23 protein-coding genes are annotated in these 24916 nt (G+C 65.2%); 11 read left to right on the top strand and 12 right to left on the bottom strand.

Going from position 1 to position 24916, the window contains the following annotated elements; translation table 11 throughout:
* Positions 1-25 precede the first annotated feature (25 nt).
* Entirely contained in the window at positions 26-322 is a 297-nt protein-coding gene (gene rpsU, locus AAFG07_RS05835) for a 30S ribosomal protein S21 (protein ID WP_021078544.1), read from the bottom strand.
* A gap of 264 nt (positions 323-586) precedes the next feature.
* Here rpsU and aqpZ point away from each other — a divergent pair, with 264 nt between their 5' ends.
* The gene (gene aqpZ, locus AAFG07_RS05840) at positions 587-1309 is read left to right on the top strand and encodes an aquaporin Z (RefSeq protein ID WP_092123506.1); all 723 of its coding nucleotides are present in this window, start codon (positions 587-589) and stop codon (positions 1307-1309) included.
* Between the two features lie 85 nt (positions 1310-1394).
* Here aqpZ and AAFG07_RS05845 read toward each other — a convergent pair whose 3' ends face one another.
* Both AAFG07_RS05845 and purE read right to left on the bottom strand, forming a co-directional pair.
* Positions 1395-2498, bottom strand: a complete 1104-nt coding sequence (locus AAFG07_RS05845) for a 5-(carboxyamino)imidazole ribonucleotide synthase (RefSeq protein WP_342726404.1) — start codon at positions 2496-2498, stop codon at positions 1395-1397.
* Entirely contained in the window at positions 2495-2983 is a 489-nt protein-coding gene (purE, locus tag AAFG07_RS05850; protein WP_342726405.1) for a 5-(carboxyamino)imidazole ribonucleotide mutase, read from the bottom strand. Before purE ends, AAFG07_RS05845 begins: the two co-directional genes overlap by 4 nt.
* Before the next feature lie 145 nt (positions 2984-3128).
* Between purE and AAFG07_RS05855 the strand changes: the two genes are divergently transcribed.
* Positions 3129-3845 carry a GGDEF domain-containing protein gene (locus tag AAFG07_RS05855; RefSeq protein WP_342726406.1) on the top strand — a complete coding sequence of 239 codons (717 nt, stop codon included), beginning with the start codon at positions 3129-3131 and terminating at the stop codon, positions 3843-3845.
* Positions 3846-3848: 3 nt separating this feature from the next.
* On the opposite strand, the gene AAFG07_RS05860 is transcribed toward AAFG07_RS05855, so the two are convergent.
* The 3 genes from AAFG07_RS05860 to AAFG07_RS05870 all read right to left on the bottom strand — a co-directional run bounded on the left by AAFG07_RS05860 (position 3849) and on the right by AAFG07_RS05870 (position 4721).
* Entirely contained in the window at positions 3849-4100 is a 252-nt protein-coding gene (locus AAFG07_RS05860; RefSeq protein WP_050422668.1) for a hypothetical protein, read from the bottom strand.
* A gap of 18 nt (positions 4101-4118) precedes the next feature.
* The gene (locus AAFG07_RS05865) at positions 4119-4328 is read right to left on the bottom strand and encodes a hypothetical protein (RefSeq protein WP_342726407.1); all 210 of its coding nucleotides are present in this window, start codon (positions 4326-4328) and stop codon (positions 4119-4121) included.
* Positions 4329-4514: 186 nt separating this feature from the next.
* Positions 4515-4721, bottom strand: a complete 207-nt coding sequence (locus AAFG07_RS05870) for a DUF465 domain-containing protein (RefSeq protein WP_024583705.1) — start codon at positions 4719-4721, stop codon at positions 4515-4517.
* 240 nt (positions 4722-4961) lie between these two features.
* On the opposite strand from AAFG07_RS05870, the gene AAFG07_RS05875 reads away from it, so the two are divergent.
* The gene (locus tag AAFG07_RS05875) at positions 4962-5147 is read left to right on the top strand and encodes a DUF465 domain-containing protein (RefSeq protein ID WP_050422666.1); all 186 of its coding nucleotides are present in this window, start codon (positions 4962-4964) and stop codon (positions 5145-5147) included.
* Between the two features lie 93 nt (positions 5148-5240).
* Here the strand turns inward: AAFG07_RS05875 and AAFG07_RS05880 are convergent, their stop codons facing one another.
* Positions 5241-6344: an NAD(P)/FAD-dependent oxidoreductase gene (locus AAFG07_RS05880; protein ID WP_342726408.1), complete on the bottom strand. Its 1104-nt coding sequence runs from the start codon at positions 6342-6344 to the stop codon at positions 5241-5243.
* 267 nt (positions 6345-6611) lie between these two features.
* On the opposite strand from AAFG07_RS05880, the gene AAFG07_RS05885 reads away from it, so the two are divergent.
* From AAFG07_RS05885 to AAFG07_RS05895, 3 genes are all read left to right on the top strand, one after another.
* Positions 6612-9299: an EAL domain-containing protein gene (locus AAFG07_RS05885; RefSeq protein WP_342726409.1), complete on the top strand. Its 2688-nt coding sequence runs from the start codon at positions 6612-6614 to the stop codon at positions 9297-9299.
* A gap of 352 nt (positions 9300-9651) precedes the next feature.
* Positions 9652-11175, top strand: a complete 1524-nt coding sequence (locus AAFG07_RS05890; protein WP_342726410.1) for an ABC-F family ATP-binding cassette domain-containing protein — start codon at positions 9652-9654, stop codon at positions 11173-11175.
* Positions 11176-11516: 341 nt separating this feature from the next.
* Positions 11517-12983: a glycerol-3-phosphate dehydrogenase gene (locus tag AAFG07_RS05895; RefSeq protein ID WP_342726411.1), complete on the top strand. Its 1467-nt coding sequence runs from the start codon at positions 11517-11519 to the stop codon at positions 12981-12983.
* A 207-nt stretch (positions 12984-13190) separates the two neighbouring features.
* Here AAFG07_RS05895 and AAFG07_RS05900 read toward each other — a convergent pair whose 3' ends face one another.
* A complete protein-coding gene (locus AAFG07_RS05900) occupies positions 13191-14420 on the bottom strand; it encodes a tetratricopeptide repeat protein (RefSeq protein ID WP_342729063.1) in 1230 nt (409 codons plus the stop codon).
* A gap of 399 nt (positions 14421-14819) precedes the next feature.
* On the opposite strand from AAFG07_RS05900, the gene AAFG07_RS05905 reads away from it, so the two are divergent.
* The 3 genes from AAFG07_RS05905 to AAFG07_RS05915 are packed head-to-tail and all read left to right on the top strand — an operon-like array spanning position 14820 to position 17646.
* Positions 14820-15920, top strand: a complete 1101-nt coding sequence (locus AAFG07_RS05905; RefSeq protein ID WP_342729064.1) for an ABC transporter ATP-binding protein — start codon at positions 14820-14822, stop codon at positions 15918-15920.
* A complete protein-coding gene (locus AAFG07_RS05910; protein ID WP_342726412.1) occupies positions 15917-16831 on the top strand; it encodes an ABC transporter permease subunit in 915 nt (304 codons plus the stop codon). The genes AAFG07_RS05905 and AAFG07_RS05910 overlap by 4 nt, the downstream gene beginning before the upstream one ends.
* A complete protein-coding gene (locus tag AAFG07_RS05915) occupies positions 16831-17646 on the top strand; it encodes an ABC transporter permease (RefSeq protein ID WP_342726413.1) in 816 nt (271 codons plus the stop codon). Before AAFG07_RS05910 ends, AAFG07_RS05915 begins: the two co-directional genes overlap by 1 nt.
* A 114-nt stretch (positions 17647-17760) precedes the next feature.
* Here the strand turns inward: AAFG07_RS05915 and AAFG07_RS05920 are convergent, their stop codons facing one another.
* The 4 genes from AAFG07_RS05920 to AAFG07_RS05935 form a co-directional block, all read right to left on the bottom strand.
* Complete coding sequence (locus tag AAFG07_RS05920; RefSeq protein ID WP_176533664.1) at positions 17761-18612, bottom strand: carbohydrate ABC transporter permease; 852 nt, start codon at positions 18610-18612, stop codon at positions 17761-17763.
* Positions 18609-19478 carry a sugar ABC transporter permease gene (locus tag AAFG07_RS05925; protein ID WP_092123532.1) on the bottom strand — a complete coding sequence of 290 codons (870 nt, stop codon included), beginning with the start codon at positions 19476-19478 and terminating at the stop codon, positions 18609-18611. The genes AAFG07_RS05920 and AAFG07_RS05925 overlap by 4 nt, the downstream gene beginning before the upstream one ends.
* A gap of 198 nt (positions 19479-19676) precedes the next feature.
* A complete protein-coding gene (locus tag AAFG07_RS05930; RefSeq protein WP_092123534.1) occupies positions 19677-21062 on the bottom strand; it encodes an ABC transporter substrate-binding protein in 1386 nt (461 codons plus the stop codon).
* A 207-nt stretch (positions 21063-21269) separates the two neighbouring features.
* Positions 21270-23234: an AsmA family protein gene (locus AAFG07_RS05935; RefSeq protein WP_342726414.1), complete on the bottom strand. Its 1965-nt coding sequence runs from the start codon at positions 23232-23234 to the stop codon at positions 21270-21272.
* 244 nt (positions 23235-23478) lie between these two features.
* On the opposite strand from AAFG07_RS05935, the gene AAFG07_RS05940 reads away from it, so the two are divergent.
* Both AAFG07_RS05940 and AAFG07_RS05945 read left to right on the top strand, forming a co-directional pair.
* Entirely contained in the window at positions 23479-24186 is a 708-nt protein-coding gene (locus tag AAFG07_RS05940; RefSeq protein WP_092123538.1) for a CoA transferase subunit A, read from the top strand.
* Between the two features lie 78 nt (positions 24187-24264).
* A complete protein-coding gene (locus tag AAFG07_RS05945; protein WP_092123540.1) occupies positions 24265-24915 on the top strand; it encodes a 3-oxoacid CoA-transferase subunit B in 651 nt (216 codons plus the stop codon).
* Position 24916: the final 1 nt, after the last annotated feature.

Genomic DNA, 24916 nt, shown 5'->3' on the forward strand with positions numbered 1-24916 from the left:
TAGACTTCCATATCGGCAAAACGGTTCAGCGAGGTCCGCGACCAGCGCCAGCACCACCGGGACGGCCGCCACGGTCGCCACCGGGACCAGCGCCGAACACCGGCTTCGGCTTCATCGGCAGCAGGCCTTCGCGCTGCAGCTTCTTGCGCGCCAGCTTGCGTGCGCGGCGCACGGCTTCGGCCTTTTCGCGAGCCTTCTTCTCAGAGGGCTTTTCGTAGTGACCGCGGAGCTTCATCTCGCGGAAAATGCCCTCGCGCTGCATCTTCTTCTTCAGCGCCTTCAGGGCTTGGTCGACATTGTTATCGCGGACGAGAACCTGCACGCGGCATCCTCTTTTGAATTGATCGGTTCGGAATTCTGGCAAGGTAAAGGGGCGGCAAAAGGCCTGCCTCTTAACCCTAGGCGCGCGCATGTATCAGACAAACGCGCAGATGTCCACCGGTCGAGTGACTTTAGGGCCTAGTAAAGCCACGAAATGGGGCGAAAATGCCTTCGTGCGGCCCTGATTTGGGTGGTTTGGCGCCAGGATCGGGGCCGCTCCCGGAGTTTCAGATAACCCGGACATTGGAAATAGGGGAGATGCCACATGGACATGAAGAAATACGCGGCCGAGCTGATCGGTACGTTCTGGCTCACATTCGCTGGCTGCGGCAGCGCGGTGATCGCGGCCGGCTTTCCGCAGGTCGGGATCGGCCTGGTCGGTGTGTCATTGGCCTTCGGGCTGAGCGTGGTGACCATGGCCTATGCGATCGGCCATATCTCGGGTTGCCACCTCAATCCGGCCGTGACGGTCGGGCTCGCCGCGGGCGGGCGTTTCCCCGGCGGCCAGGTGCTGCCCTACATCATCGCGCAGGTCGCCGGCGCGATCATCGCGGCCTGGCTGCTCTATGTGATCGCCAGCGGCGCGCCCGGCTTCGATGTCACCAAGGGCTTCGCCTCCAACGGCTATGACGCGCACTCACCCGGCCACTACAGCATGGTGGTGTGCTTCATCACCGAAGTGGTGATGACCATGATGTTCCTGTTCATCATCATGGGATCGACCCACGGCAAGGCGCCCGCCGGCTTCGCGCCGCTCGCCATCGGTCTCGCGCTGGTGATGATCCATCTCGTCAGCATTCCCGTCACCAACACCTCGGTGAACCCGGCGCGCAGCACCGGGCCGGCTCTGTTCGTCGGCGGCTGGGCGCTGGGGCAGCTCTGGATGTTCTGGGTCGCGCCGCTGATCGGCGGTGCGCTCGGCGGCGTGATCTATCGCTGGCTCAGCGACGAGCCGACCGGCATCGTCGCCGGTGTCAAGACAGCGTGATCGGCTAGAGCGCTAATGGGATCGTGGTTGCCACGATCCCATTTCCGTCGATGGCGCGAAGGCGGCCGCGGCCGCCGGTGTGGAATTACGGCTTACGGGCCGGCGTCACTTCGGTGACGTGCCCCATCTTGCGGCCAGGGCGCGGCGTGCCCTTGCCGTATAGATGAACAGTGGCGCCGGGAACGGTGAGCCACTGCTCGTAGCTCAGGATGTCGTCGCCGATCAGGTTGGTCATGGTGACATCGCCGTGGCGCACCGGCTTGCCGAGCGGCCAGCCGGCGATCGCGCGGATGTGCTGCTCGAACTGTGAGATCGAGGCGCCGTCGAGCGTCCAGTGGCCGGAATTGTGCACGCGCGGCGCGATCTCGTTGACCAGCACCGTCGGTGTGTCCGTGCCTGTTACCACGAACATCTCCACCGCGAGCACGCCGACATAGTCGAGCGCCGCGGCGATCTTTTCGGCGATCGCCCGCGCCTGCGCCGCAAGCTCGTCGGGGATCGCGGCCGGCGCGCGGGAAGTCTTCAGGATGTGGTCGCGGTGCTCGTTCTCGGTGACGTCGAAGCACTCGACCTCGCCGGAAGCTGAGCGCGCCGCGATCACCGAGATCTCGCGCTCGAACGGCACGAAGGCCTCGAGGATGGCCGACTTGGTGCCGATGTCCTGCCAGACCTGCTCGATGTAATCACCGGCGCGGATGATGGCCTGGCCCTTGCCGTCATAGCCGAAGCGGCGGGTCTTGATCACGGCGGGTAGGCCGATCCGTTCGATCGCTGCGCGCAGCGTGGCGACCGATGAGACGTCGGCATAATCGGCGGTGCCGATCCCGAGCTTGCTGACGAAATCCTTCTCGATCAGCCGGTCCTGCGTGGTCTCGAGGATCTTCTGTGCGGGCAGCACCGGACGGCGCGCGGCGAGCACCATCGCGGTCGCAGCCGGCACATTCTCGAATTCATAGGTGACGACGTCGACGTCGTTGGCGAACAGTTCGAGCGCCTCGACGTCGGCATATTCCGCGCAGGTCGCGTTCTGCACCACGTCGAAGGCCGGCGAGTCCGGATCCGGCGAAAACACCTGGCAGCGGAGCCCGAGGCGCGCGGCGGCAAGCACCAGCATCCGGCCCAATTGTCCGCCGCCGAGGATTCCAATGGTGTCGCCCGGCTTCAGCTTCACGAGGTTCGAAGCCGTCACGCCGAGCCCTCCGGATGCTCCTTGACCGCATCGGTCTGCTGCGTGCGCCAGGCCGCAAGACGGACCGACAATGCGGGATCGTTGAGCGCGAGCACGCTTGCCGCGAGCAACGCGGCATTGATCGCACCGGGCTTGCCGATCGCCAGCGTCCCGACCGGGATGCCGGCCGGCATCTGCACGATCGAGTACAGCGAATCGACGCCGGACAGCGCCTTCGATTCGACGGGAACCCCGAACACCGGAAGCTCCGTCAGCGCCGCCGTCATGCCCGGCAGATGGGCGGCACCGCCGGCGCCGGCAATGATCACCTTGTGCCCGGCCGCCTTGGCGCCCTTGGCAAAGGCATAGAGCCGATCGGGGGTGCGGTGCGCCGAAACGATGCGCGTTTCGCAGGCAACACCCAGCGCAGCCAGGGTCTCGGCAGCATGGCGCATGGTTTCCCAGTCGGACTGGCTTCCCATGATGATGGCGATCGGAGCGGTCATCTCTTCAATTCTGTGCAGGAATCCAAAAGCATAGGCCGATTATAGGGGCGGCCCGGGCGGCATCCAAGGCGTGGCAAGGGAGTTAGAATGGACTATCCTGTCTTGGTGAATCCCGGCAAGCCTTCATAAGCAGGCCTCAACAAGGATGCGCATGAAGAAGAAGACGACCGCGGCGGCCTCCGGGGCGGCAAAACGACGAAAAGGCGCGCCTGCCGTGCGCAAATCCGCGCCCGGCAGGACGGCAACAAAGGGGACTGGAACCAAAGCGGCTGGAACCGAAGCTTCCACGCGCGGCGCGGTCGCGTCCGGCGACAAATCCACGATCCGCAGGTTGCGGGCGCAGCTGGCGCGGGCCCAGGCCCGGATCGAGGAGCTGCAGGCCTCCGCCGAGACCGACTTCCTGCTCGACATCCTGAACCGGCGCGGCTTCGAGCGCGAGCTCGTCCGTTCGCTCTCCTTCATCAAGCGCTATCAGGCCTCCGGCGCGCTGATCGTGCTCGACGTCGACCGCCTCAAGCCGATCAACGATGCCTTCGGGCACGCGGCAGGTGACGAGGTGCTGAAGACGATCGTCGCCGCGATATCGGACCAGGTGCGCGCCTCCGACGTGATCGGCCGTCTCGGTGGCGACGAGTTCGCGGTGCTGTTGTGGAATCTCAGCGAGACCGATGCTCGCGCCAAGGCGGCTGCACTTGAAGAAGCGATTGATCACCTGACCTTCGTGTTCCGCGGCAGCCGCGTCTCCGCGGGCGCTTCCGCGGGCGTTGCGATCCTCACCGCACATTCGGATGCCGATCGCGTGCTCGATGAGGCCGATCGTGCGATGTATGTGCGCAAGGCGCAGCGGCGCCACGAATCCTGAAAATTACAGCGCGCTCAGATCCTCCGGCACATTGCCGTAGGCCCGCAGCAGCTTGGCATCGCCGAATTCGCCGATCGCGGGATCGCCGGTGCGGCTGAACGCGACGGCGCCGATGCTGCCGGGCATCCGCGACATCGTCTCCGCCCGGCGCAGCGCGATCGCCGAGCTCTGGCATTCCTCGGCACTGCCGGCGACCGGCGTGCCGTCGTCGTCCTGCATGAAAGGCAGCGCCACGTAATAGGTCACGTCCGCCATTGCTGTGCTCCCTGAAGATCAGGCGGCGTCGCTCGCCGCATGGGTTCGCGCCGGCACGCAGCCGGCCGTGATCGCGGCCTGCAATTCCTCGAGCTCGGCTTCCAGATATTCGTTGGCCATGATCAGCGCCTTGATGGTGCTGCGCAGGTTGCCGTCGCACATCGCGATCGCCTGATCGCAGGCCTGCTCGTAGCGGCTGTTGTCGGGCAGGGAAGGCGGTGCGGACATGGCGAAACTCCCTCTGATGGCTGGCGGATGGATCGACATGTTCTTATTTTGTTCTTTTGGAGTCAAGCGCCGAAAAGCACACGCGCGTCCGTTGTCGCGAACGTGAAGCCAGTCGGGCGCTGTGGATGACGGGGAAAACCGCCGCCGGATCTGAACCGGCGGGCCGCCGAACCGCCGAGGCGGGCGTCAGGCGATGATGTCGGGCGTGATCTGATCTTCGATGAAGGCGATGCGATCGCGCAATTGCAGCTTCCGCTTCTTCAAGCGTTGCAGCATCAAGAGATCCGGCGCCGGCGATTGATGCAGCGCGTCGATCGCGGCATCGAGGTCGCGGTGCTCTTGTTGCAGACGCGCAAGCTCGGCGAGGAGTTCGCGCTCATCCTGATCGTTCATGGTTGTGTATTGACTGGTAAGCACGACGAGATTGTTGCGGCCGAAGCAGCCGCTCGCCGGAATATCCTCCCTGAGCGCGCGCGGCGCAAGCCGAACCGGTTCCATAGTCACGATTAGTTACAGATAAACCGAAATGAGTGCATGCGGCATTTCGCGTCCCCTATCGACAGTACCGCCCACTCGTGTAGACTTATTGGTCCGGATCGAACCTGAGGTTTAACGCACCGAGGAGTGTTCGCAATGGCAATACAGGCCCATCTCGTTGAGCTGGAGCGTAAGCACAAAATACTCGAGAACGAACTGCACGAAGCACTCGTTCACCCCTCCGTAGACGATCTCCACATTTGCGAGCTCAAGCGCCGCAAGTTGATGGTCAAGGACCAAATCGAGCGGTTGAGACTTTCCGCCGACGACACGGTCCACTAAGCCGGTTCCTCCGCAAATTTGCAAATAATCTGGCCTTTTACCGAGGGATGAACGCCGCAGCGCGCATCCCTCGGGAGGCCATGTTGCATTTGCTCAGAGCTCTGCCAGCTCGCCGACATGGTCGGCGACCGCGAGCGATGACGTGAGTCCAGGCGATTCGATCCCGAACAGGTTGATCAGGCCCGCGACGCCGTGATCGGCCGGTCCCTGGATCAGGAAATCCTGGGTCGCGACCGCCGGTGGTACGATCTTGGGCCGGATTCCCGAATAGCTCGGCATCAGCGCCCCGTCCGGAAGCGTCGGCCAGTATTTGCGGATCGCCGGATAGAACCGCTCGGCCCGATCAGGGTCGACGGCGTAATCGATGTGATCGATCCATTCGACGTCGGGGCCGAACCTCGCCTGTCCGGCCAGGTCGAGCGTCAGGTGCACGCCGAGCCCGCCGGGCTCCGGCACCGGATAGATCAGGTGCGAGAACGGCGCCTTGGCGCTGCAACTGAAGTAATTGCCCTTGGCCAAATAGGCCGTTGGAATCAACGCGATCGGCATGCCCTCGACGTTGCGCGCGACGGCCGTCGCGCCGAGGCCGGCGGCATTGACCAGGAGATCGCAGGCCAGCGTCATGGGCGCGGCGCCGCCGGCTTCGATTTCGAACCCGTTGGCGGTGGCCCTGGCGTGGAGCAGCGGCGTATGGAAGGCGAATGCCGCTCCGGCCGCCTCGGCGTCGCCGCGCAGCGCCAGCATATAGGCATGGCTGTCGATGATCCCGGTGGAGGGCGACAGCAGCGCCGCGTCGCAGTTCAGCGCCGGCTCCAGTCCGCGGGCCGCCTCGCCGGACAAGAGCTGCATGTCGTCGACGCCGTTGGCCTCGGCATGGGCCCGGATCGACTGCAGTTTTTCGGTCTCTTTGGCCGTGGTGGCGACGATCAGCTTGCCGCAATTCCTGTGCGGGATGCCGTGCTCGGCGCAGTAACGATAAAGCGCCCGCTTGCCGCTGACGCACATCCGCGCCATCAGGCTGCCGGCCCGGTAGTAGATGCCGGCGTGGATCACCTCGCTGTTTCGCGACGAGGTCACGGTGCCGATCCCCTCGGCCTCTTCGATCACAATCACTTCGCGGCCGGCCTGTGCCAGCCGGCGCGCCACCGCGAGGCCGATCACCCCCGCTCCGACGATCACGCAATCAACCCTGTCCATCTCGTCCTTCACGTCCGAACATTTCCGCGCAGCCACGCCGTTGCCGCCAACATCGTTCAGCCGATCCCATCATTTTGGGCAAGTGCTTATTAGCCAAGTGCTTGGGCCATCTCAAATAGTTGGGGAGCCATGCCCTGTTAGGGCAGCATTAATCATGTCAGGGCAATTGCCGTACATTAAGGGGCATTTTCCAGTTGCATCCCTACGCGTTTACCCGATCCAAACCGCCGGAGCCGGACACTCACCCCGGAAATCCGCGGGTGATTGATGGCTGGCAGGAAGTGGCAGGCGGGCGGGAAGAATTCGATTCCGGCAAGGGCCGTCCTTTGCCTGATCGCCGCCGTCGTGCCGGTCGGTGCAGCCCGGGCCGCCTCCGCCGCCTTCGCGCCGTCGACCTACCTTGGTGACCTAGATCCCGGTGTGGTCTGGGAGCTCCTGATCGGCAGCGTCGTGGTTGCCTCCTTCCTCGGCGCGGTCGGGCTGTGGATTCTTTCGGCCCTGCGCAAGGCCAAGCGCGCGCAACTGCGGCGCAACGCCTTCGTGTCGTCCGCCCTCAACCACCTGAACCAGGGCGTGGTGATGACCGATGCGCGCGAGCGCATCGTGTTCTGCAACGACCGCTATCTCGACATCTACGGCCTGTCGCGTGCCGACATCAGGCGCAACATGACCGGCACCGAGCTGTTGGAGCTGCGCCGCGACCGCGGCGTGCTCGACATCAGCGCCGAGGATTTCTTCGCCAGGGCCGCAGCGCCCGATGGGCTGGTCACCGAACTGCCCGGCGGCCGGTCGGTGCTGGTGAAATATTTTCCGCTGCCGAACGGCGGCTCGGTCGCGACCCATCTCGATTGCACCGACCAGCGCAAGCTGTCGCGCAAGCTCGCCTCGACCACGCAATTCCTCGAATCCGTGCTCGACAACGTCCCGGTCTGCGTCGCGGCCAAGAACATCGAGGACGGCCGCTACATCTTCGCCAACCGCGCGTTCGAGCGCTTCTCGCGCTTCTCCCGCGATCACATCGTGGGCAAGCGCGCCGACGAGATCTTCCGTCCCGAGACCGCCGTCAGCATCGACACCGCCGACCGCGCCGCGCTGGACGCGCCGGAAGGCTATCACCGCAGCGAATTCTTCGTCGAACGCGGCTCGGAGAGGCGCATCCTGGCCTCGAACCGCGTGATCGCCCGCAACGAGGCCGGCGATCCGGAATTCCTGATCGCGCTGTTCGAGGACGTCACCGATCGCCGTTCGTTGTCGCGCGAGCTCGAGAACAACAAGAAATTCCTCGAGCTCGTGGTCGACAACATCCCGGTGTCGCTGATCGTGCAGCGCGTCAGCGACGGCCGTTACCTGCTGGCCAACCGCAGCGCCGAGACGATCCTCAATCGCCGCCGCGAAGACGCCGCCGGGCTCACCGCGTCCGACATCTTCAATGCGCGCGAAGCCAAGCTGATCGTCGCCCGCGACGAGGCTGCGATCCGGAAGCGCAGCATGATCGCCGAGGAGCACCCGATCTCGACCAAGGACGGTCTGCGGCTGTTCCTGACCCGCCGCATGACCGTGCTCGACGACCATGGCGAGCCGCAATATCTGATCAAGACCCATGAGGACGTCACCGACCGGCGCCAGACCGAGTCGCGCATGGCGCACATGGCCTATCATGACGGCCTGACCGATCTGCCGAACCGCGCCGCCTTCCTGCAGGCGCTGACCCAGATGATCGAGGCCTGCGACGGCACCGACGAGGAGTTCGCCGTGCTCTGCGTCGACCTCGACGGGCTGAAGGAGATCAACGACGTCTACGGTCATGCGATGGGCGACAAGGTGCTGATCGAGGTCGCGCAGCGCTTGCAGACCGTGGCGCGCGGCGGCGTGGTCGCGCGGCTGTCCGGCGACGAATTCGGCCTGATCATCGACGGCCGGCAGCCGGCCGCCGGCATTGCGCTGGCCGAGCAGGCCGCCGAGGCGTTGGGTGAGGATTTCGCGATCGACGGCAAATCGGTGCGCACCGGCCTCACCACCGGCATCGCGGTGTTCCCGCACAACGGATCCGACGCCGCCTCGCTGCTGGCCAATTCGGGCGCGGCGCTGTTCCGCGCCAAGGCCAAGTCGCGCGGCACCATCTCGATCTTCGAGCCGGAGATGGACCAGCAGATCCGCGATCGCCGCGTGCTGCATCAGGAGCTGTCGGTCGCGATCAAGAACGGCGAATTGTCGCTCTACTACCAGCCGCAGGCGGCCACCGGCGCCAGCGTTGCGGGCAGCCACATCATCGGCTTCGAGGCGCTGGCGCGCTGGCACCATCCGCAGCGCGGCTTCGTGCCGCCCAGTGACTTCATTCCGCTCGCGGAAGAAAGCGGCCTGATCGTCGAGATGGGCGAATGGATTTTGCGCGAAGCCTGCCGTGAGGCCGCCTCCTGGGCGGTGCCGATGCAGATCGCGGTGAACCTGTCGCCGGCGCAGTTCACCCATGGCGACCTCGTCGGGCTCGTGCATTCGATCCTGCTCGAGACCGGGCTGACGCCCGATCGCCTCGAGCTCGAAATCACCGAGGGCGTGCTGATCGAGGATTTCGACCGCGGCCTGTCGCTGCTGCGGCGACTGAAGGCGCTCGGCGTGCGCATCTCGATGGATGATTTCGGCAGCGGCTATTCCTCGCTGAGCTACCTGCAGGCGTTTCCGTTCGACAAGATCAAGATCGACCGCGCTTTCGTCATCAATCTCGGCCGCAATCCGCAATCGGCCGCGATCGTCCGCGCGGTCATCGATCTCGGTCACGGCCTCGAAATGTCGATCGTCGCCGAAGGCGTCGAGACCGAGGCGCAGCTCAGCTTCCTCTCCGAGGAAGGCTGCGACGCGGTGCAGGGCTATCTGATCGGCCGGCCCGCCCCGATCGGTCAATTTGCCGCGCTGGTCGGCGGCGACCGGCTTGCCGAAACCGTGCGCAGAGCCGGGTAAATCGGCCTGAACCGTCGGACCGGCCCGGCCGGCGGCGCTTGCCATCCGCGGCACGTCCGGTTAAATCTCGGGCCACCACAACATTCTTGCCGAGAAAGGAGGGCTGCGTCGTGGCGACATTCATCGATCATCACTTCAGGCGTGGCCCCGTCAACGCCCTGCAAATGCGTTTGCAGGGCTGACCGGAAACTCGGACAAAATCTCTTCCTGGTCTGCCCTTCGTGGCCGTGCGGCGTCGAACCTTTGAGCGTTCGCGCCTGCATTTGAATCCTCGCCGCGCACCGACACGCACATCCAACGATGGCTGGACGCCGCGGGATGTCGTGATCGCCGGCAAGACCAGAGATCGATCGTGACCCTCATCAATGTACGCAATCTCGGCGTGACGCTGAACGCGCCGCTGTTTTCCGAACTGAATCTTGTCGTCAATGCCGGCGACCGGATCGGCCTCGTTGCCGCCAACGGCCGCGGCAAATCCACGCTGCTGCGCTGTATCGCAGGCAGCGTGGAGCCCAATGAAGGCGACATCACCCGCGCGCGTGGCCTCACCGTCGGCCATGTCGAGCAGGATGCGCCGCCGAGGCTGCTCGATACCCCGTTCCATGCCGCCGTGCTCGCGGCGCTACCCGGCGAGCAGCGCGCCAGCGAAAGCTGGCGGGTCGACGTCGCCTTGCAATCGCTGGAGGTGCCGGAGGAGTTGTGGGCACGACCGCTCAAGCAATTGAGCGGCGGCTGGCTGCGGCTTGCGCTGCTCGCGCGTGTGCTGGTGACCGAGCCCGACGTGCTGCTGCTCGATGAGCCGACCAACCATCTCGACCTCGCCAAGATCAGCCGGCTCGAGGCCTGGCTGAATTCGCTGCCGCGCGAGATGCCGGTGGTGATCGCAAGCCACGACCGTGCCTTCCTCGATGCGACCACCAACCGGACGGTGTTCCTGCGCCCGGAGCGGTCGCAGCTGTTCGCGTTGCCCTACACCGCGGCGCGCGCGGCGCTCGACGAGTTCGATGCCTCGGACGAGCGGCGCTTCCAGCGCGACATGAAGGCCGTCCGCCAACTCCGGCAGCAGGCCACCAAGCTCAACAACCTCGGCATCAATTCCGGCAGCGACCTTCTGCTGTCGAAGACCAAGCAATTGAAACAGCGCGCCGAGAGACTGGAGGAGACCGCGAAACCGGCGCATGTGGAACGCTCGGCCGGCACGATCCGGCTCGCCAACCGCGACACCCATGCCAAGGTTCTGATCAGGTTGAACAACGCCGCGATCGGCACCCCCGACGGCCGGCCGCTGTTCAGGACCGGCCAGCAGTTCATCTGCAAGGGCGACCGGATCGCGCTGCTCGGGCCGAACGGCGCGGGCAAGACCCGGTTCGTCGCAGCGCTGCGGCTGGCGATCGAGGACGCGGAGGCGGCAGCCGCCGAGATCAGGGCCACCGAGTCGCTCGTGCTTGGCTATTGCGACCAGGCGCTGGCCGATCTCGCGGATAGCGATACGCCGCTGCATATGCTGACGCGGCGCTTCGCGGTCGGCGACCAGCGGGCGCGTGGCCTGCTCGCCGGCGCCGGGCTCTCGATCGAGATGCAGGGCCGTCCGATCGGGCGGCTGTCGGGCGGGCAGAAGGCTCGTCTCGGCATGCTGGTGCTGCGGCTCACCCAGCCGAACTTCTATCTGCTCGACGAGCCGACCAACCACCTCGATATCGAGGGCCAGGAGACGCTGGAGGAGGAACTGATGGAGCAGCAGGCCAGCTGCCTGTTGGTGTCGCACGACCGCCAGTTCGTGCGCACGGTGGCCAACCGGTTCTGGGTGATCGAACGCAAGAAGCTGATCGAGGTCGATGGCCCCGAACATTTCTTCGCCTCGGTCGGTGCGGACTAGCGTGATGGAGTCAGATTGGATAGCCGTCGCGAAGACGGTGTACCTCTCCCGCTTGCGAGGCCGTCGCGGGAGGAGCGCTGCCAAAATATCGAAAACAACCCCATGCAAAGTAGCCGGTGGCGGCCGGCGTTCGAGCAGGCTACTTGACACGTCGGGCAACTCAGGGGTATTATTCTAATATTCAGAAATTATGCAGGCGTACGCTCACCCCGCAGGCGGGAGAGGTGGAGTGTGCCGTGAGACCGCTTCACCCAGACATCATGTCGTTCAGCGCCACGCCTTGACGCAATTTGGGTGCGAATACGTATTCCGTTCGCATCGAAATGCGATAGGCGTTGCGCATGGCGGATTATGATCTCGCGATCATTGGCGGTGGCCTGAACGGCACGAGCATTGCGCGTGATGCGGCCGGCCGCGGCCTGCGCGTGATCCTGCTGGAGCAGGGTGATCTCGGCTCCGGCGCGTCGGGGGCCTCGCCGCGGCTGGTCCATGGCGATCTGGCCGGGCTGGAACGGCGCGAGTTCTTCCGCGTCCGCAGGGCGCTGAGGGAACGCGATGTGTTGCTACGCATCGCGCCGCATCTGGTGCGGCCGGCGCGCTTTGCGATCCCGGCGCATGCCGAGGAGCGACCGCCGTGGCAATTGCGGTCGTTGCTGCTGCTCTACGAACGGTTGGCGTCGCGCAGCGGCCTGCCACGCTCGACGACGCTGGATGTCACCCACCATCCGGTCGGCAATGCGCTGAAGCGGCCGTTCGGAACCGCGTTCGAATATTCCGACTGCGTCGTCGACGATTCCCGGCTCGTCGTGCTCAACGCGGTGGATGCCGCAGCGCGCGGCGCCGATATCCGCACCGGCGCGCGCGTGACCAGGGCCGAGCGAGGCGACACCTGGCGGCTGGTCACGATCGACCGCGGCTATCGCCGGGTGATCACGGCGCGGTCGCTGGTCAACGCGACCGGCGCATGGACCGCCTCCGTCGCCGACATCGTGTTGCGCGTGCCGGCACCACGGCTCGCGACCGTGCAGATCAGCCAGATCGTGGTGCGCCGCCTGTTCGACTGCGACAACGTCTATGTGTTCCAGCACAGCGACGGGCAACTGATCTTCGCCAGTCCCTATGAGCGCGACTTCACCCTGATCGGCAGCGTCGGTCATGCGTTCAAGGGCGATCCCGCCATTGTCGCGATGGGTGTGCTTGAAGTTGCTTATCTCTGCGACGCAGCCAATCGTTATTTTCGCGAGCAGATCACCCCGGCCGATGTGCTGCGAACGATTTCCGGCGCCAATTCCGTCATCGCTCCCGCGCGCCGGCGCAGCAGCGATGGCGCTGCGTCGCCCGATTTCAGGCGCGGCAAGGCCCCGCTGCTCACCATCTTCGGCGGCGACGTCACCACCTCGCGGCGCCGCGCCGAGCGGGCGGTCTCGGAGTTCACGCGGTTCTATCCGATGACGCCGCGCTGGACCGCAACCGTGCCGCTGCCGGGCGGCGAATTCGCCTGGCAGCGCTTCGAGACCGAGGTCGACATCGCGCGCGACCGCTGGCGTTTCCTGGACGAGGCGCAGGCGCGGCGGCTGGTGGCCGCCTACGGGCTGAACGTGAAGGATATCCTGGGCGAGGCGAAGCAGAAGGCCGATCTCGGCCCGGCCTTCGGCACGGAGTTGACTGGAGTTGAGGTGCGCTACCTCATGCGCAAGGAGTGGGCGCGCTTTCCCGACGATATCCTGTGGCGGCGCTCCAAGCTCGGGTTGACCATGCCGAAAGCCGATCAGCATGCGCTCGCGGCGTTCATGGCGAAGGGCGATTGAGCGCAACTCTCAAACCTCCCCTTGCAAAGCGGGTGGGGATCCTGCCTCCACAACATCCGCTGTCGCCTGTGGCCGACCCCCATCCCGACCTTCCCCCTTTCAAGGGGGAAGGAGAACACCTCCCGGCCGGCACGACTGCGTAGCCCGGATGGAGCGCCGCGAAATCCGGGAACAGGCGACGATACAGTCACCAACCCGCAACAGCTTCTATTGCCTTTCCGCCTCCTGCGACCAGGCGAGGTCACGCTTGGATGGACGGCGATGCAGCCGCTCCGAGATCAGGCTCGTCGCTTGCCGGCCTTGGCCCGCGCGCAGGCACGCGACGATGAAGGTGTCCTCCCACAATTCGCGTTGCGCGTGGCTGCCGCCGATCCGCACCAGCTCGGGCATCAGCGGCGCAAGGATGCGCACGGCGCGCTCATGATCGCCGGCGGCGAAGGCGGCAACGCCCCGGCCGAGCCCGATCGCGGCAGGGCCGGGCGCCAGTTTGCCGTCGGCGTCGCGCGCCGCCATCTCGGTCAATCGCGCCTCAAGCGCATCGTTGTTGGTCGTGGCTGCGACCAGCGCGTGGTGCACGTCGGCGAAATGCGCACCGGCCTTCGGGAAGTAGCCGTCGCCATAGGCGGCGACATCCTTCCAGTACGGTTCGAGACCCGTTTTGCCGGCGACCGACAGTCGCCACAGCAGCGAGGCCGTGTCGGTGTAGATATTGAGCGGCGGATAGGGCCGGCCCGCCGGCTTGATGTGCTGCTCGTAGATGGCGAGCGCGCCGTCGGCGTCGCCTTCCTCGATCGCGATCAAGGCGAGGTGCCAGGCGAGGTGGCCCTGCAGGAAGCTGGTGCGATCATTCGCCGGCAGCCATGCGGAGAGGAAGCTGCGGCCTTCCGCCGCGTCGCCCTGTTCGAACAGCGCATGCGCCACCGCGTGCGCGGCGCCGGCGTTCTCCGGCTTCAACTCATAGCCGCGCTCGGTGACGGCGCGGCCCGAGACGAGGTCGCCGGCTTCGGTCTTCGACCAGCCGAGATAGGTGAGGAACCACCAGTCGTCGCCATAGTCGCCGATGTAGCGTTCGCAGATCGTGAGCCGTGCCGCGTCGTGGTCGGACCGGCCGGAGAAGGCATAGAGGCCGAAGGCGCCGAGCAACAGCGAGAGCACCTGCGCATCGCGCGGATATTCGCTGAGATGCTGTTCGGCCGCTGTCATCGCCTTCTTGCCCTGGCCGTCGATCACCGACGCGATGATCTCGATGTGCTGGCGCTCGCGCGGGCTTGCGGCCGCCGCGAGCTGCCGTGCGTCGGCCGCCTTGGCGCGGGCTTTGGCGCCTTCCATGTTGAGCTGGTGGACGCGGGCACGGCCGAGATGGGCCAACGCGAAATCGGGGTCCTCGGCGATCGCCGCCTCGAACGCCGAATCGGCGCCGTGCAGCGCCGCCAGCATCCGATCGACGCCGTCGACATAATATGCGGCGGCGCGGTCCGAGGTGGTGGTCAGCGGCAGGCCGTAGCGGTCGTGAATCATCGGTTGTCCTCCCGAATTTGACTGCGAAGTCTAGAGCATTTTCGGTTCTGATTGAATCAGAACCGAAGCTCTAGCTTTTTGTTTTGACGCGTTTTCTTCACGCGAACCGGTTTCCACTTCGCTCGAAAACGCTCTAGCAGAGGCGCGGAAGCCGACAATATTGCGGGAGATGTCCGTGAGGCGGTTGAGCCGGTGGCGATCCGCCGCTAGCTTGCCGCCAGGATCGGACCTTGCGGGGAATCGGGGCTTGCGGACGTGACATCGGGCGAAGCGAGTGCGGAGGCGGCAAAGCCGTTGCCTGAACCGGCCGTCTCGGACATGCCGCTGCTGCGGATCGAGGGCGTCGCCAAGTCGTTCGGCAATTTCCGCGCGGTCGACCGGCTCTCGCTCGACGTCCGCGCCGGCGAGTTCTTCGCGCTGCTCGGCCCGAGCGGCTGCGGCAAGACCACGCTGCTCCGCATGCTCGCAGGCTTCGAGACCCCGGACGAGGGCCGCATCCTGCTCGGCGGCAGCGATATCGCCCAGGTGCTGCCGCATGAGCGGCCCGTCAACATGATGTTCCAAAACTACGCGCTGTTCCCGCATCTGTCGGTGCGCGACAACATCGCCTTCGGCCTCAGGCGCGCCGGCATGGCGCGTCGCGATATTGCGACCCGCGTTGCCGAGATGGTGGCCCTCGTCAAGCTCGAGGGGCTCGAGAAGCGCAAGCCCGACCAGCTCTCCGGCGGGCAGCGGCAGCGCGTGGCGCTGGCGCGCTCGCTGGCGCGACGCCCGCAGGTGCTGCTGCTCGACGAGCCGCTCGCCGCGCTCGACAAGAAATTGCGCGAGAGCACGCAAGGGGAGCTGATGGAGCTGCAACGCCGGCTCGGCATGACCTTCATCATCGTCACCCACGATCAGGAGGAGGCGATGACGATGGCCGGCCGGATCGGCGTGATGGATGCCGGCCGGTTGGTGCAGGTCGCGACCCCGCGCAATCTCTATGAGGCGCCGGCCTCGCGCTGGATCGCCGAGTTCGTCGGCGACATCAATCTGTTCAACGGCCAGGTCGCCGCCCGCGAGAATGGACGGTTGACGGTCTCCACCGCGGAAGCAGGCACGCTCGCGGTCAGCGAGCTGTGGCCGCCGGTGACCAAGGAGGTCGTCAGCGTCGCGATCCGCCCCGAGAAGGTGAAGCTGTCGCGCCGCGCACCGGCCTCGGACGCGGGCGCATCGCAGACGATCAACCGGCTGGAGGGCGTCGTCACCGATGTCAACTATCTCGGCGGCGTCACGAGCTACCGAGTGAAGCTGGAGACCGGCGCGGTGGTGCGCTCGTCGATGGCCAATACCGCGCGGCTCGATGTCGACGCCTATCTCGCCGGCCAGCGCGTGGTGGCGTGGTTCACCGCCGACGATTGCCTGGTGCTCGAGCAATGAGTGCGCGCCGCATCTTCGCGCGGCCGGCGCGGCTCGCCGCGATTGCGCCTTACCTCTGGATGGTGCTGTTCTTCCTGGTGCCGTTCGGCTTCGTGCTGAAGATCAGCCTGTCGCAGACCGCGATCGCGCAGCCGCCCTATACGCCGGTGTTCGATTTCACCGAGGGCCGCGCGGCGCTGGCGGCCGCGTTTGCGCAATTGTCGTTCGATAATTTCCGCCTGCTGCTGCAGGACAATCTGTACATCCTGTCCTATCTGCGCAGCCTCGTCGTGGCCGTGACCTCGACGTTGATCCTGCTGCTGATTGGCTATCCGATTGCGTACGGCATGGCGCGGCTGCCGCAGCGCTGGCAGGGCGTGGCGATGATGCTGGTGATCGTGCCGTTCTGGACCTCGTTCCTGATCCGCATCTATGCCTGGATCAACATCCTGCAGCATGACGGCCTGCTCAACCAGTTCCTGCTCACGCTGCACATCGTGTCTGCGCCGGTGGTCTGGCTGTCGACCGACAGCGCGATGTATCTCGGCATCGTTTACTCCTATCTGCCGTTCATGATCCTGCCGCTCTATGCGACGCTCTCGAAGATGGATGCCTCGCTGCTTGAAGCCGCGGGCGATCTCGGCGCCTCGCCGCGGCAGGCGTTCTGGCTGGTGACGTTCCCGCTGTCGCTGCCGGGCGTCGGCGCCGGCGCGCTGCTCTGCTTCATTCCTGTTGTCGGCGAGTTCGTGATCCCCGATCTGCTCGCCGGCTCCAACTCGCTGATGATCGGGCAGACGCTGTGGCTCGAGTTCTTCACCAACAAGGACTGGCCGGTGGCGTCAGCCGCGGCGGTCGCATTGTTGCTGCTGCTGGTGCCGCCGCTCGTGCTCTACGACCGCCTGCAACGCCGCCAGCTCGAGAGTAATCGCTGATGGCTGGCACCGTCACCAGGTTGACGCGCTTCAACATGACCTCGCTGGCGCTCGGGCTGGCGTTCCTTTATCTGCCGATCGTCATCCTGGTGATCTACTCATTCAACGCCTCGCGGCTGGTGACGGTGTGGGGCGGCTGGTCGCTGCGCTGGTACCATGAGTTCTTCAGCGATCGCGCCATGCTGGAGGCGGCGTGGATGAGCCTGTCGGTCGCCGCGGTGTCGGCGACGCTGGCGACATTGCTGGGCACGCTGGCCGCGGTCGGGCTGGCGCGCGGCGAACGGTTCCGAGGGCGGGCGCTGTTCTCCGGCATGCTGTATTCGCCGCTGGTCATGCCGGAGGTGATCTCCGGCCTGTCGCTGCTGCTGCTGTTCGTGGCGCTGAATGCCGAGCGCGGCTTCTGGACGGTGACGATCGCCCACACCACGCTGACGATGTGTTTCGTCACTGTCGTGGTGCAATCGCGCCTCGCCACGCTCGATCGCAGCCTGGAGGAAGCCGCGATGGACCTCGGCTGCGATCCGGTGCGCGCGTTCCTTTTGGTGACGCTGCCGCTGATCGTGCCGGCGATCGTTGCCGGCTGGATGCTGGCCTTCACGCTGTCGCTCGACGACGTGGTGATCGCGAGTTTCACCACTGGCCCCGGTTCGGCGACGCTGCCGATCCGGATCTATTCCGAGGTCCGGCTCGGCGTGAAGCCCGAGATCAACGCGATCTGCACCCTGGTGATCGCGCTGATCGCCGTGATCATCGTGGTCGCCTCGTTCGCCTCGAAACTGTCGAGCACACGCGGCGAGAGCGCCGCGCCGCTGTAGCGGCCCGTCATTGCGAGCGAAGCGAAGCAATCCATCGCGCCGCAAGCGGAGAGGTGGATTGCTTCGTCGCTGACGCTCCTCGCAATGACGACGAGGTTGGATCGGTTCCTGGCCTCACGACTTGACGGCGCCCGCCGTCAGCCCGCCGACCATGTAGCGCTTGAAGGCGTAGTAGACCGCGGCCGGCGGCAGCGCGTAGATGAAGCCGGTGGTCATCAAGAGCTCCCACGGCGAGTCGTCGGCGGCGAGGAAGTTGCCGAGCGCGACCGGCAGCGTGATGTCGGTGTCCTTCGACAGCAGCAGGAACGCGTAAAGATACTCGTTCCAGGCGAGCAGGATCGCGTAGGTGCCGACCGCGACCAGCGAGGGCATCATCAGCGGCACATAGACCAGGCGGAACAGCTGCAGCGTGGTGGCGCCGTCCATCGTCGCGGCTTCATCCAGTTCGACCGGCAGCTTGTCGGAGGCCTGCTTCAGCACCCAGATCGCGTAGGGCGCGGCGATCGTCACCATCGCGAGGATCAGCGACCAGTGATTGTTGAGCAGCCCGTAGGTGCCCATGGTGCGATACATCGGCACGGCGAGGAACGCCGCCGGGATGAAGTAGGTGAACAGCGCCAGATTCATCACAGCCCGGCCGCCCGGCACGCGCAGCCGCGAGATCGAGAACGCCGCGGCGGTGGCGACGAACAGCGTCAGCGCGCCGACGGCCAGCGCGATCACGGCTGAATTCCAGAACTGGATCCAGAAGTCGCGCAGGAAGTAATGCTGCTGGTGGAACACGATCGAGAAATTATGCAGCGTCGGATGCGTCGGCCACAGCTTGCCGGTGAACGCGTCCTCCTTCGGCGAGATCGCGAACACGAACATGTGGTAGATCGGGATCATGGTCCAGATGAAGACCGGGATGCCGATCAGCAGCAGCTTGGCTTCGGTGCCGACTTCGCGGAGGGTGGGCAGCTTCATCGCGACAACCGTTTCATCATGTAATAGACCAGCGGCAGCACGAACGGCATCGCGCAGACGATCGAGGCCATCGCCAGCGAGAGCTGGTCGAGCCTGAGATAGCGGATGCCCAGCGTCGACAGCACGTGGGTGAGGTCGGCGGGCCCGCCGCCGGTGAGCAGATAGACGCTGTTGAAATCGCCCAGCGTCCAGATCATCGAGAGCAGCGTGCAGGTGATGTAGAGCGTCTGCATCGACGGCCAGGTGATGTAGCGGAATTTCTGCCACCAATTGGCGCCGTCGACGTCGGACGCCTCGTACAGATCGTGCGGGATCGCGAGCCGTCCGGTCAGCAGGATCAGCGTCCAGAACGGCAGCGACTTCCAGATGTGCACGCCGATCGCCATCGCGAGCGCGACCGCCGGATCGTTCAGCCAGTTCGGGCCGTCGTCGCCGGTGAACTTGAAGATCAGCTGGTTGACCACGCCCCATTCGGGATTGAGCATGAAGCGCACCGACAGGATGGTCGGGATCGACGGCACCGCCCAGGGCAGGATGAAGATGACAGACAGCCACCTGATCCAGGGCCGCTGCTGAGCGAAGAAGCCGGACAGGAACAGCGCGATCAGCATCTTGATGTTGATGCCGATGACCAGGAAGATCAGCGTGTTGACGGCCGCGCGCGCGAAGATCGGGTCGTTGTAGAGCGCGACATAGCTCGACGGATGGCGCGCCAGCCACAGGCCGTAGCCGACCGGATAGACCACGAAGGCGAGGAAGACGAGCAGATAGGGCACGAGCAGCACGATGCCCCAGACCTGCGGCGGCGACAGCCGCGCCGACAGTGGCGGCGAGGGGACATCGGATGCGGAGAGCGTGATCGCCATTCGGTTACTCTAAGAACGAGGTGTCGGACGCATCCACGGTGTCGTCCCGGCGAAGGCCGGGACCCATAACCACAGGTCCCGGTCGTTGCGCGAAAGCCGTCGACCAGCATACTCCAGAACTGCTGCCGCGGCGTATGGGTCCCGGCTTTCGCCGGGACGACGCGGAGCTAGTGTCGGCAGTACCGGTCATCGTTTAGCTTACCCGGCGACCTGCTTGATGCGGGCGATCAGTTCGTCGACGGCCTTGTCCACCGGCACCTTCTCGCTGACCACGCGGTTCATCGCCTTGGCCCAGACGTTCTCGTTGTTCAGGATGGTGAACTTCCAGTTCTTGGTAAAGTCGAACGGCGCGGTGCCGCCGGTGAACTGATTCCAGACTGCCTTGCGATGCCGGTCGGCCTGCCAGAACGGGCTCGCCTGGCTGGCCTTGGTCACCGGGAACCAGCGGCCGAGCGCACCTTCGATATAGGGCCGCACGTTGTCTTCCTGCATCAGGAAGCTGATGAACTGCTTGCCTTCCGCCTTGTTCTTGGCGTTGGCGAAGATCAGCCCGGTCTTGACGTCGGAGCGATACCGGATCGTCGAGCCGTCCGGTGCCTTCGGGAACGACGCCGTGATGATGTCGTGCTCGTAGGCCTGCTTGCCGGCGGCGCGCTGCGCGTCGGTCAGCGCCGGGTTGGTGGAATCCTCGAACCACTTCGCCGCGATCGAGATCGTGAAATTGTGGGTCATCACGATCGTCTTGTTGTGGAAGGCGACGTTGTTGTCCGGGTCCTTCCAGGTCGTCGAGGATGGCGGCGTGCAGCCCTTGATGTAGGTGTCGGTATAGTCCTTCAGCGCGTGGATCAGGCCGTCGCGCACCTTGGGATCGTCGACGAGGAGCTTGCCGTCATCGTCGACCAGCTTGACGTGGTAGGCGTCCATGAAGGTGTAGAATGACTGGAACGAGTCGGTGGATTCCACGCCCATCGGCTGGCCGACGCCGTAGATGCGCTGGCCGGTCGCCTTGCGAATCCCCGGCTGCACCTTGTCGCACCAGAACGTCCAGTAATCCTCCCACTTGGTCGGGATGTCATCGGCCTTGAAGCCGGCCTTCTCCAGCATGTCGCCCCAGATCTGGACGTGCATGCTCTGCTGCTTGAGCGGGAAGCCGTAATAGGACTTCTTCTTGGTGACGTCATTGTAGAGCAGGGCCGCTTCCAGCGTGTTCGGCGCGAAGGCGTCCTTCATCGGCAGCATGATGTCGGACAGGTCTTCGAGCTTGCCCTCGAAGGCCCACTTGCCCTGGGCCTGCACATCGTAGGTGTCGGAATAGGCGACGTCGGGCACGGTGCCGGAATCCAGCGCGGCAACCGTCTTCGGAATCATGTCCTGGATCGCGTATTGCGACAGTTCGACCTTGATGCCGGTCTTGGCTTCGAATTTCTTGATCGTATCGAGCAGCGCGTCGTCTTCGGACTTGTAAAATCCCTTGCCCCACCAGACGGTGATCGTCTTGCCCTGGGCCAGAGCGGGTGCAGTTGCGGCGAACAGGCCGACCGCAGCGACCGCAATTGATAGCGCACCGATAACCTTGGATCTCACGTTCTTCTCCCCTCATGAGGCCGGCTTTTTTAACCGGTTAGGGAAAACACTAGCGCATGCCCGTGACCCGATAAAGATGTCGCGTCGACGACTTCTGTAGGGGGCTCGCGGGAGAGCGTGGATCAGTCCCGCTGCATTGATGCGGAAAGTGAATGGATCGATCAGTTCGACGCTTGATCAGTTCGACCTTGGTCGGTTCGACTTTGGTCAGTTCGATTTGGCATTCTCGGCCGCTGTCGCCGGTGCGTTGCCGGGCGTGCCTGCCGCGGCATCGGGCGCGGCCGCGGGCCGTGCGGCACCGCCGGTGAAGCGCTCGATCACCGAGCGCACCGCGTCGCGGGTCTTGCGATCCTTCACCGCGTCGAGCAACGGGGCGGATGCCGGCGAGCGGCGGATCAGGCTTTCCGGATCGGGGAAGATCAGCGGATCGTCCCACGGGCCTTGAATCACGAAGGGCAGATCGAACGCGGTGCCGCCGGCAGCCGCCGAGGTCAGGCTGGCGACGCCCTTGAGATCGTACTCGCGCGACGGCACCGAGGCGGTGCCGGTCAGCGTGATCTTCGCCGCCGGGCTCTCGACATGGATGTCGTCGGCGGTCGCGACGCCGTCGGCGAATTTCACCGAGACGCTGAGATTGTCATAGGCCGTCGAGCCCGAGCGGAAATTGCCGCCGCCGGACAGCGGCCGCTTCTCCAGCCGCCGCAGCAGTTGCTCGACATTGAAGCCGGCGATCGCGCCGTCATGCCCGTTCAGCGTCGCGGTGCCGTCCAGTGACGATGCGAGCCCGAACGGGCTCGAGCCGGAGGCCGTCAGCGAGACGTTGAGGTTGCCGCGTCCGGACAGCTTGTTGATGCCGAACAGTTCGCTGGCACAGGCCTGCAGATCGACATCGGTGAACTGGAATTGCGCCCTGACGTCGGCGACCGCGTCCGAGCGCGCGATCGCGAACGAACCCTTGGCGATGCCGCCATACATCTGCGCCTCGCCGACGCTGAGCGCGAGCGCGCCGCCCCGCAGATTGGCGCCGAACGCGGTGCGGCCGAGCTTGGACGGGCCGACCGTCACCTTGGCGGCCGACAGGCGCATGTCGAGATCGGTCGACGACAGCGAGGAGAGGTCGAACAGCTGTCTGTTCCAGTCGCGCTGGCCGCTGGCCAGCAGGCGGAACGTCGAGATGTAGGGCGTGAAATCGAGATTGCCGGCGGCAAGCGTCGCCTGCAGCGTCTGCCGGCCGTTATTGGCGTAGGTCATCACGCCCTCGGCGACATTGCCGTCGAGCTCGACATTGACATTGGTCAGCGCGACCGAGCCGCCGACCACATTGGCGCGAGCCTTCAGTGCGAAGCGGCCGAAGCCGCCACCGCCGCCGGGCGGCGCCTGGCCCATCCAGCGCAACGCGTTGCGCAGCGACGGTGAGTCCATGGTGGCGGTGCCTTCCATCATCAGGCTGGTGCGGTTGGCGACGGTTCCGTCGAACGCAATCTTCAGCGGCGCGCTGGCAAGCCGTGCCTTGAGGCCGGAGCGGTCGCCCGACAGCAGCGCGACGAAATCGCTGGCGCTGATCGAGCCGTCGACGCGTTCGCCGCGCCAGTCGAACTGGCCGGTCGCGGCAAACGAACGCGAGATGGAGGGCCAGGCCAGCGAAAGGTCGATATCGCCGAGCTGTTCGGAGATGTGGTTGGTGCCGTCCTCGTAATTCAGCTCGCCGTCCTGGATCCGGATTTCCGAGAATGACACCTGGTTCTCGGCGCCGGGCGTCATCGTCTTGGCGATGGTCTCGACGAACGGGGTCCAGTTGCTCTCGCCGGCGCTGTCGCGAACCACATGGATATGCGGACGGAGCATCATGACGTCGGCAATCTCGAACCGCCGCAGCAACAGCGGCAGCAGGCGCAGGTTCGCGGTCAGCACGTCGACCTGCAAGGCCGGATCGGTGGTATCAGCGCCCTTCAGCCCGACATTGTGAAAGGAGACATAGCTGCCGGGAAACACCGAAACGTCGATCGGCCCGTTGACGACGAGCTCGAGCCCGGTCACGGCGCGAATCTGCGCTTCCACCGCGCTCCGCAGCGCGTCCCGGTTGAGGAACCAGGACGTTGCGACCAGCCCCACGAGCGCCAGGCCGAGAAGCGCCGCGATCGGCATCCCCAGGCGCTTAATTCCTTGGGCCATCGTCAATGACATATCCGGGTCGGGTTGAGTTTTGTCGGGGCGTCGTCGAACACTGCCGGCTGCGCAATGGAAGCCGGTGCCAACCCACGCAACTTGAAGGGTTTTCTTGTCGCTTTCAAGGCCATGTTGATGCCGCAGGCCGCCGCCCGCCGCCGCACGGGGCCGTGATTGACGCATTGCGAAGATTTCGCCTAATAATCCGCTGGACAGAGCCGTTCCGCGCCCTCCATCAGGTATTCATTGCATGAACAAGGTTTATCCCGACGCCAAATCGGCACTCGATGGTCTCCTCAAGGACGGCATGATGATCATGTCGGGCGGCTTCGGCCTCTGCGGCATCGCCGAGACCCTGTCGGACGCGATCCGCGATTCCGGCGTCAAGGGCCTCACCGTCGTCTCCAACAATGCCGGCGTCGACGGCATCGGCCTCAGCCGGCTGCTGGAGACGCGCCAGATCAAGAAGATGATCTCGTCCTATGTCGGTGAGAACAAGCTGTTCGCCCAGCAATATCTCGCCGGCGAGCTCGAGCTCGAGTTCAACCCGCAGGGCACGCTGGCCGAGCGCATCCGCGCCGGCGGCGCCGGCATCCCGGCCTTCTACACCAAGACCGGCGTCGGCACGCTGATCGCCGAAGGCAAGGAAGTGAAGGAATTCGACGGCGAGAAGTACATCATGGAACGCGGCCTGTTCGCCGACGTCGCCATCGTGCACGCCTGGAAGGGCGACACCGCCGGCAACCTGGTCTACCGCAAGACCGCGCGCAACTTTAACCCGATGATGGCGACCGCCGCGAAGGTCACCGTCGCCGAGGTCGAGCATCTGGTGCCGGCCGGCGAGATCGACCCGGACCACATCCACACCCCCGGCATCTTCGTCAAACGCATCATCGAGGTCGGGACCGGCAAGAAGCGGATCGAGTTCCGCAACACCCGCCCGCGGCCCGCCGCTTAACGCATGATCCGGAAAACCGGGCACCGGCTTTCCGGCAAGATCATGCGCAACTAAGACATAACTCTTCAGGAGAGCCTCATGGCCTGGACCCGTGAACAGATGGCCGCCCGCGCCGCCAAGGAGTTGCGCGACGGCTATTACGTCAATCTCGGTATCGGCATCCCGACGCTGGTCTCGAACTACATCCCCGACGGCGTCGACGTAAACCTGCAGAGCGAGAACGGCATGCTCGGCATGGGCCCGTTCCCCTACGAAGATGAGGTGGATGCCGACCTCATCAACGCCGGCAAGCAGACCGTGAGCGAATTGCCCTCGACCAGCTATTTCTCGTCGGCCGATTCCTTCGGCATGGTGCGCGGCGGCCATATCGATCTGTCGATCCTCGGCGCCATGCAGGTGGCGCAGAACGGCGACCTCGCCAACTGGATGATCCCCGGCAAGATGGTGAAGGGCATGGGCGGCGCCATGGACCTCGTCGCGGGCGTCAAGCGCGTCGTGGTCGTGATGGAGCATTCCGCCAAGGACGGCGCGAAGCTGCTCAAGCAGTGCAATCTGCCGCTGACCGGCGAGCGCGTGGTCGACATGGTCGTCACGGATCTGGCGGTGTTCACCATCGACAAGCATGGCAAGGACGGCATGGCGCTGATCGAGCTCGCCGACGGCGTCACGCTCGACGAGGTCAAGGCCAAGACCGAGGCGGAATTCCGCGTCGCGCTGACGAACACCTGAG

The organism is Bradyrhizobium sp. B097 (assembly GCF_038957035.1).
In the GTDB taxonomy this organism is placed as follows: Bacteria; Pseudomonadota; Alphaproteobacteria; order Rhizobiales; family Xanthobacteraceae; genus Bradyrhizobium.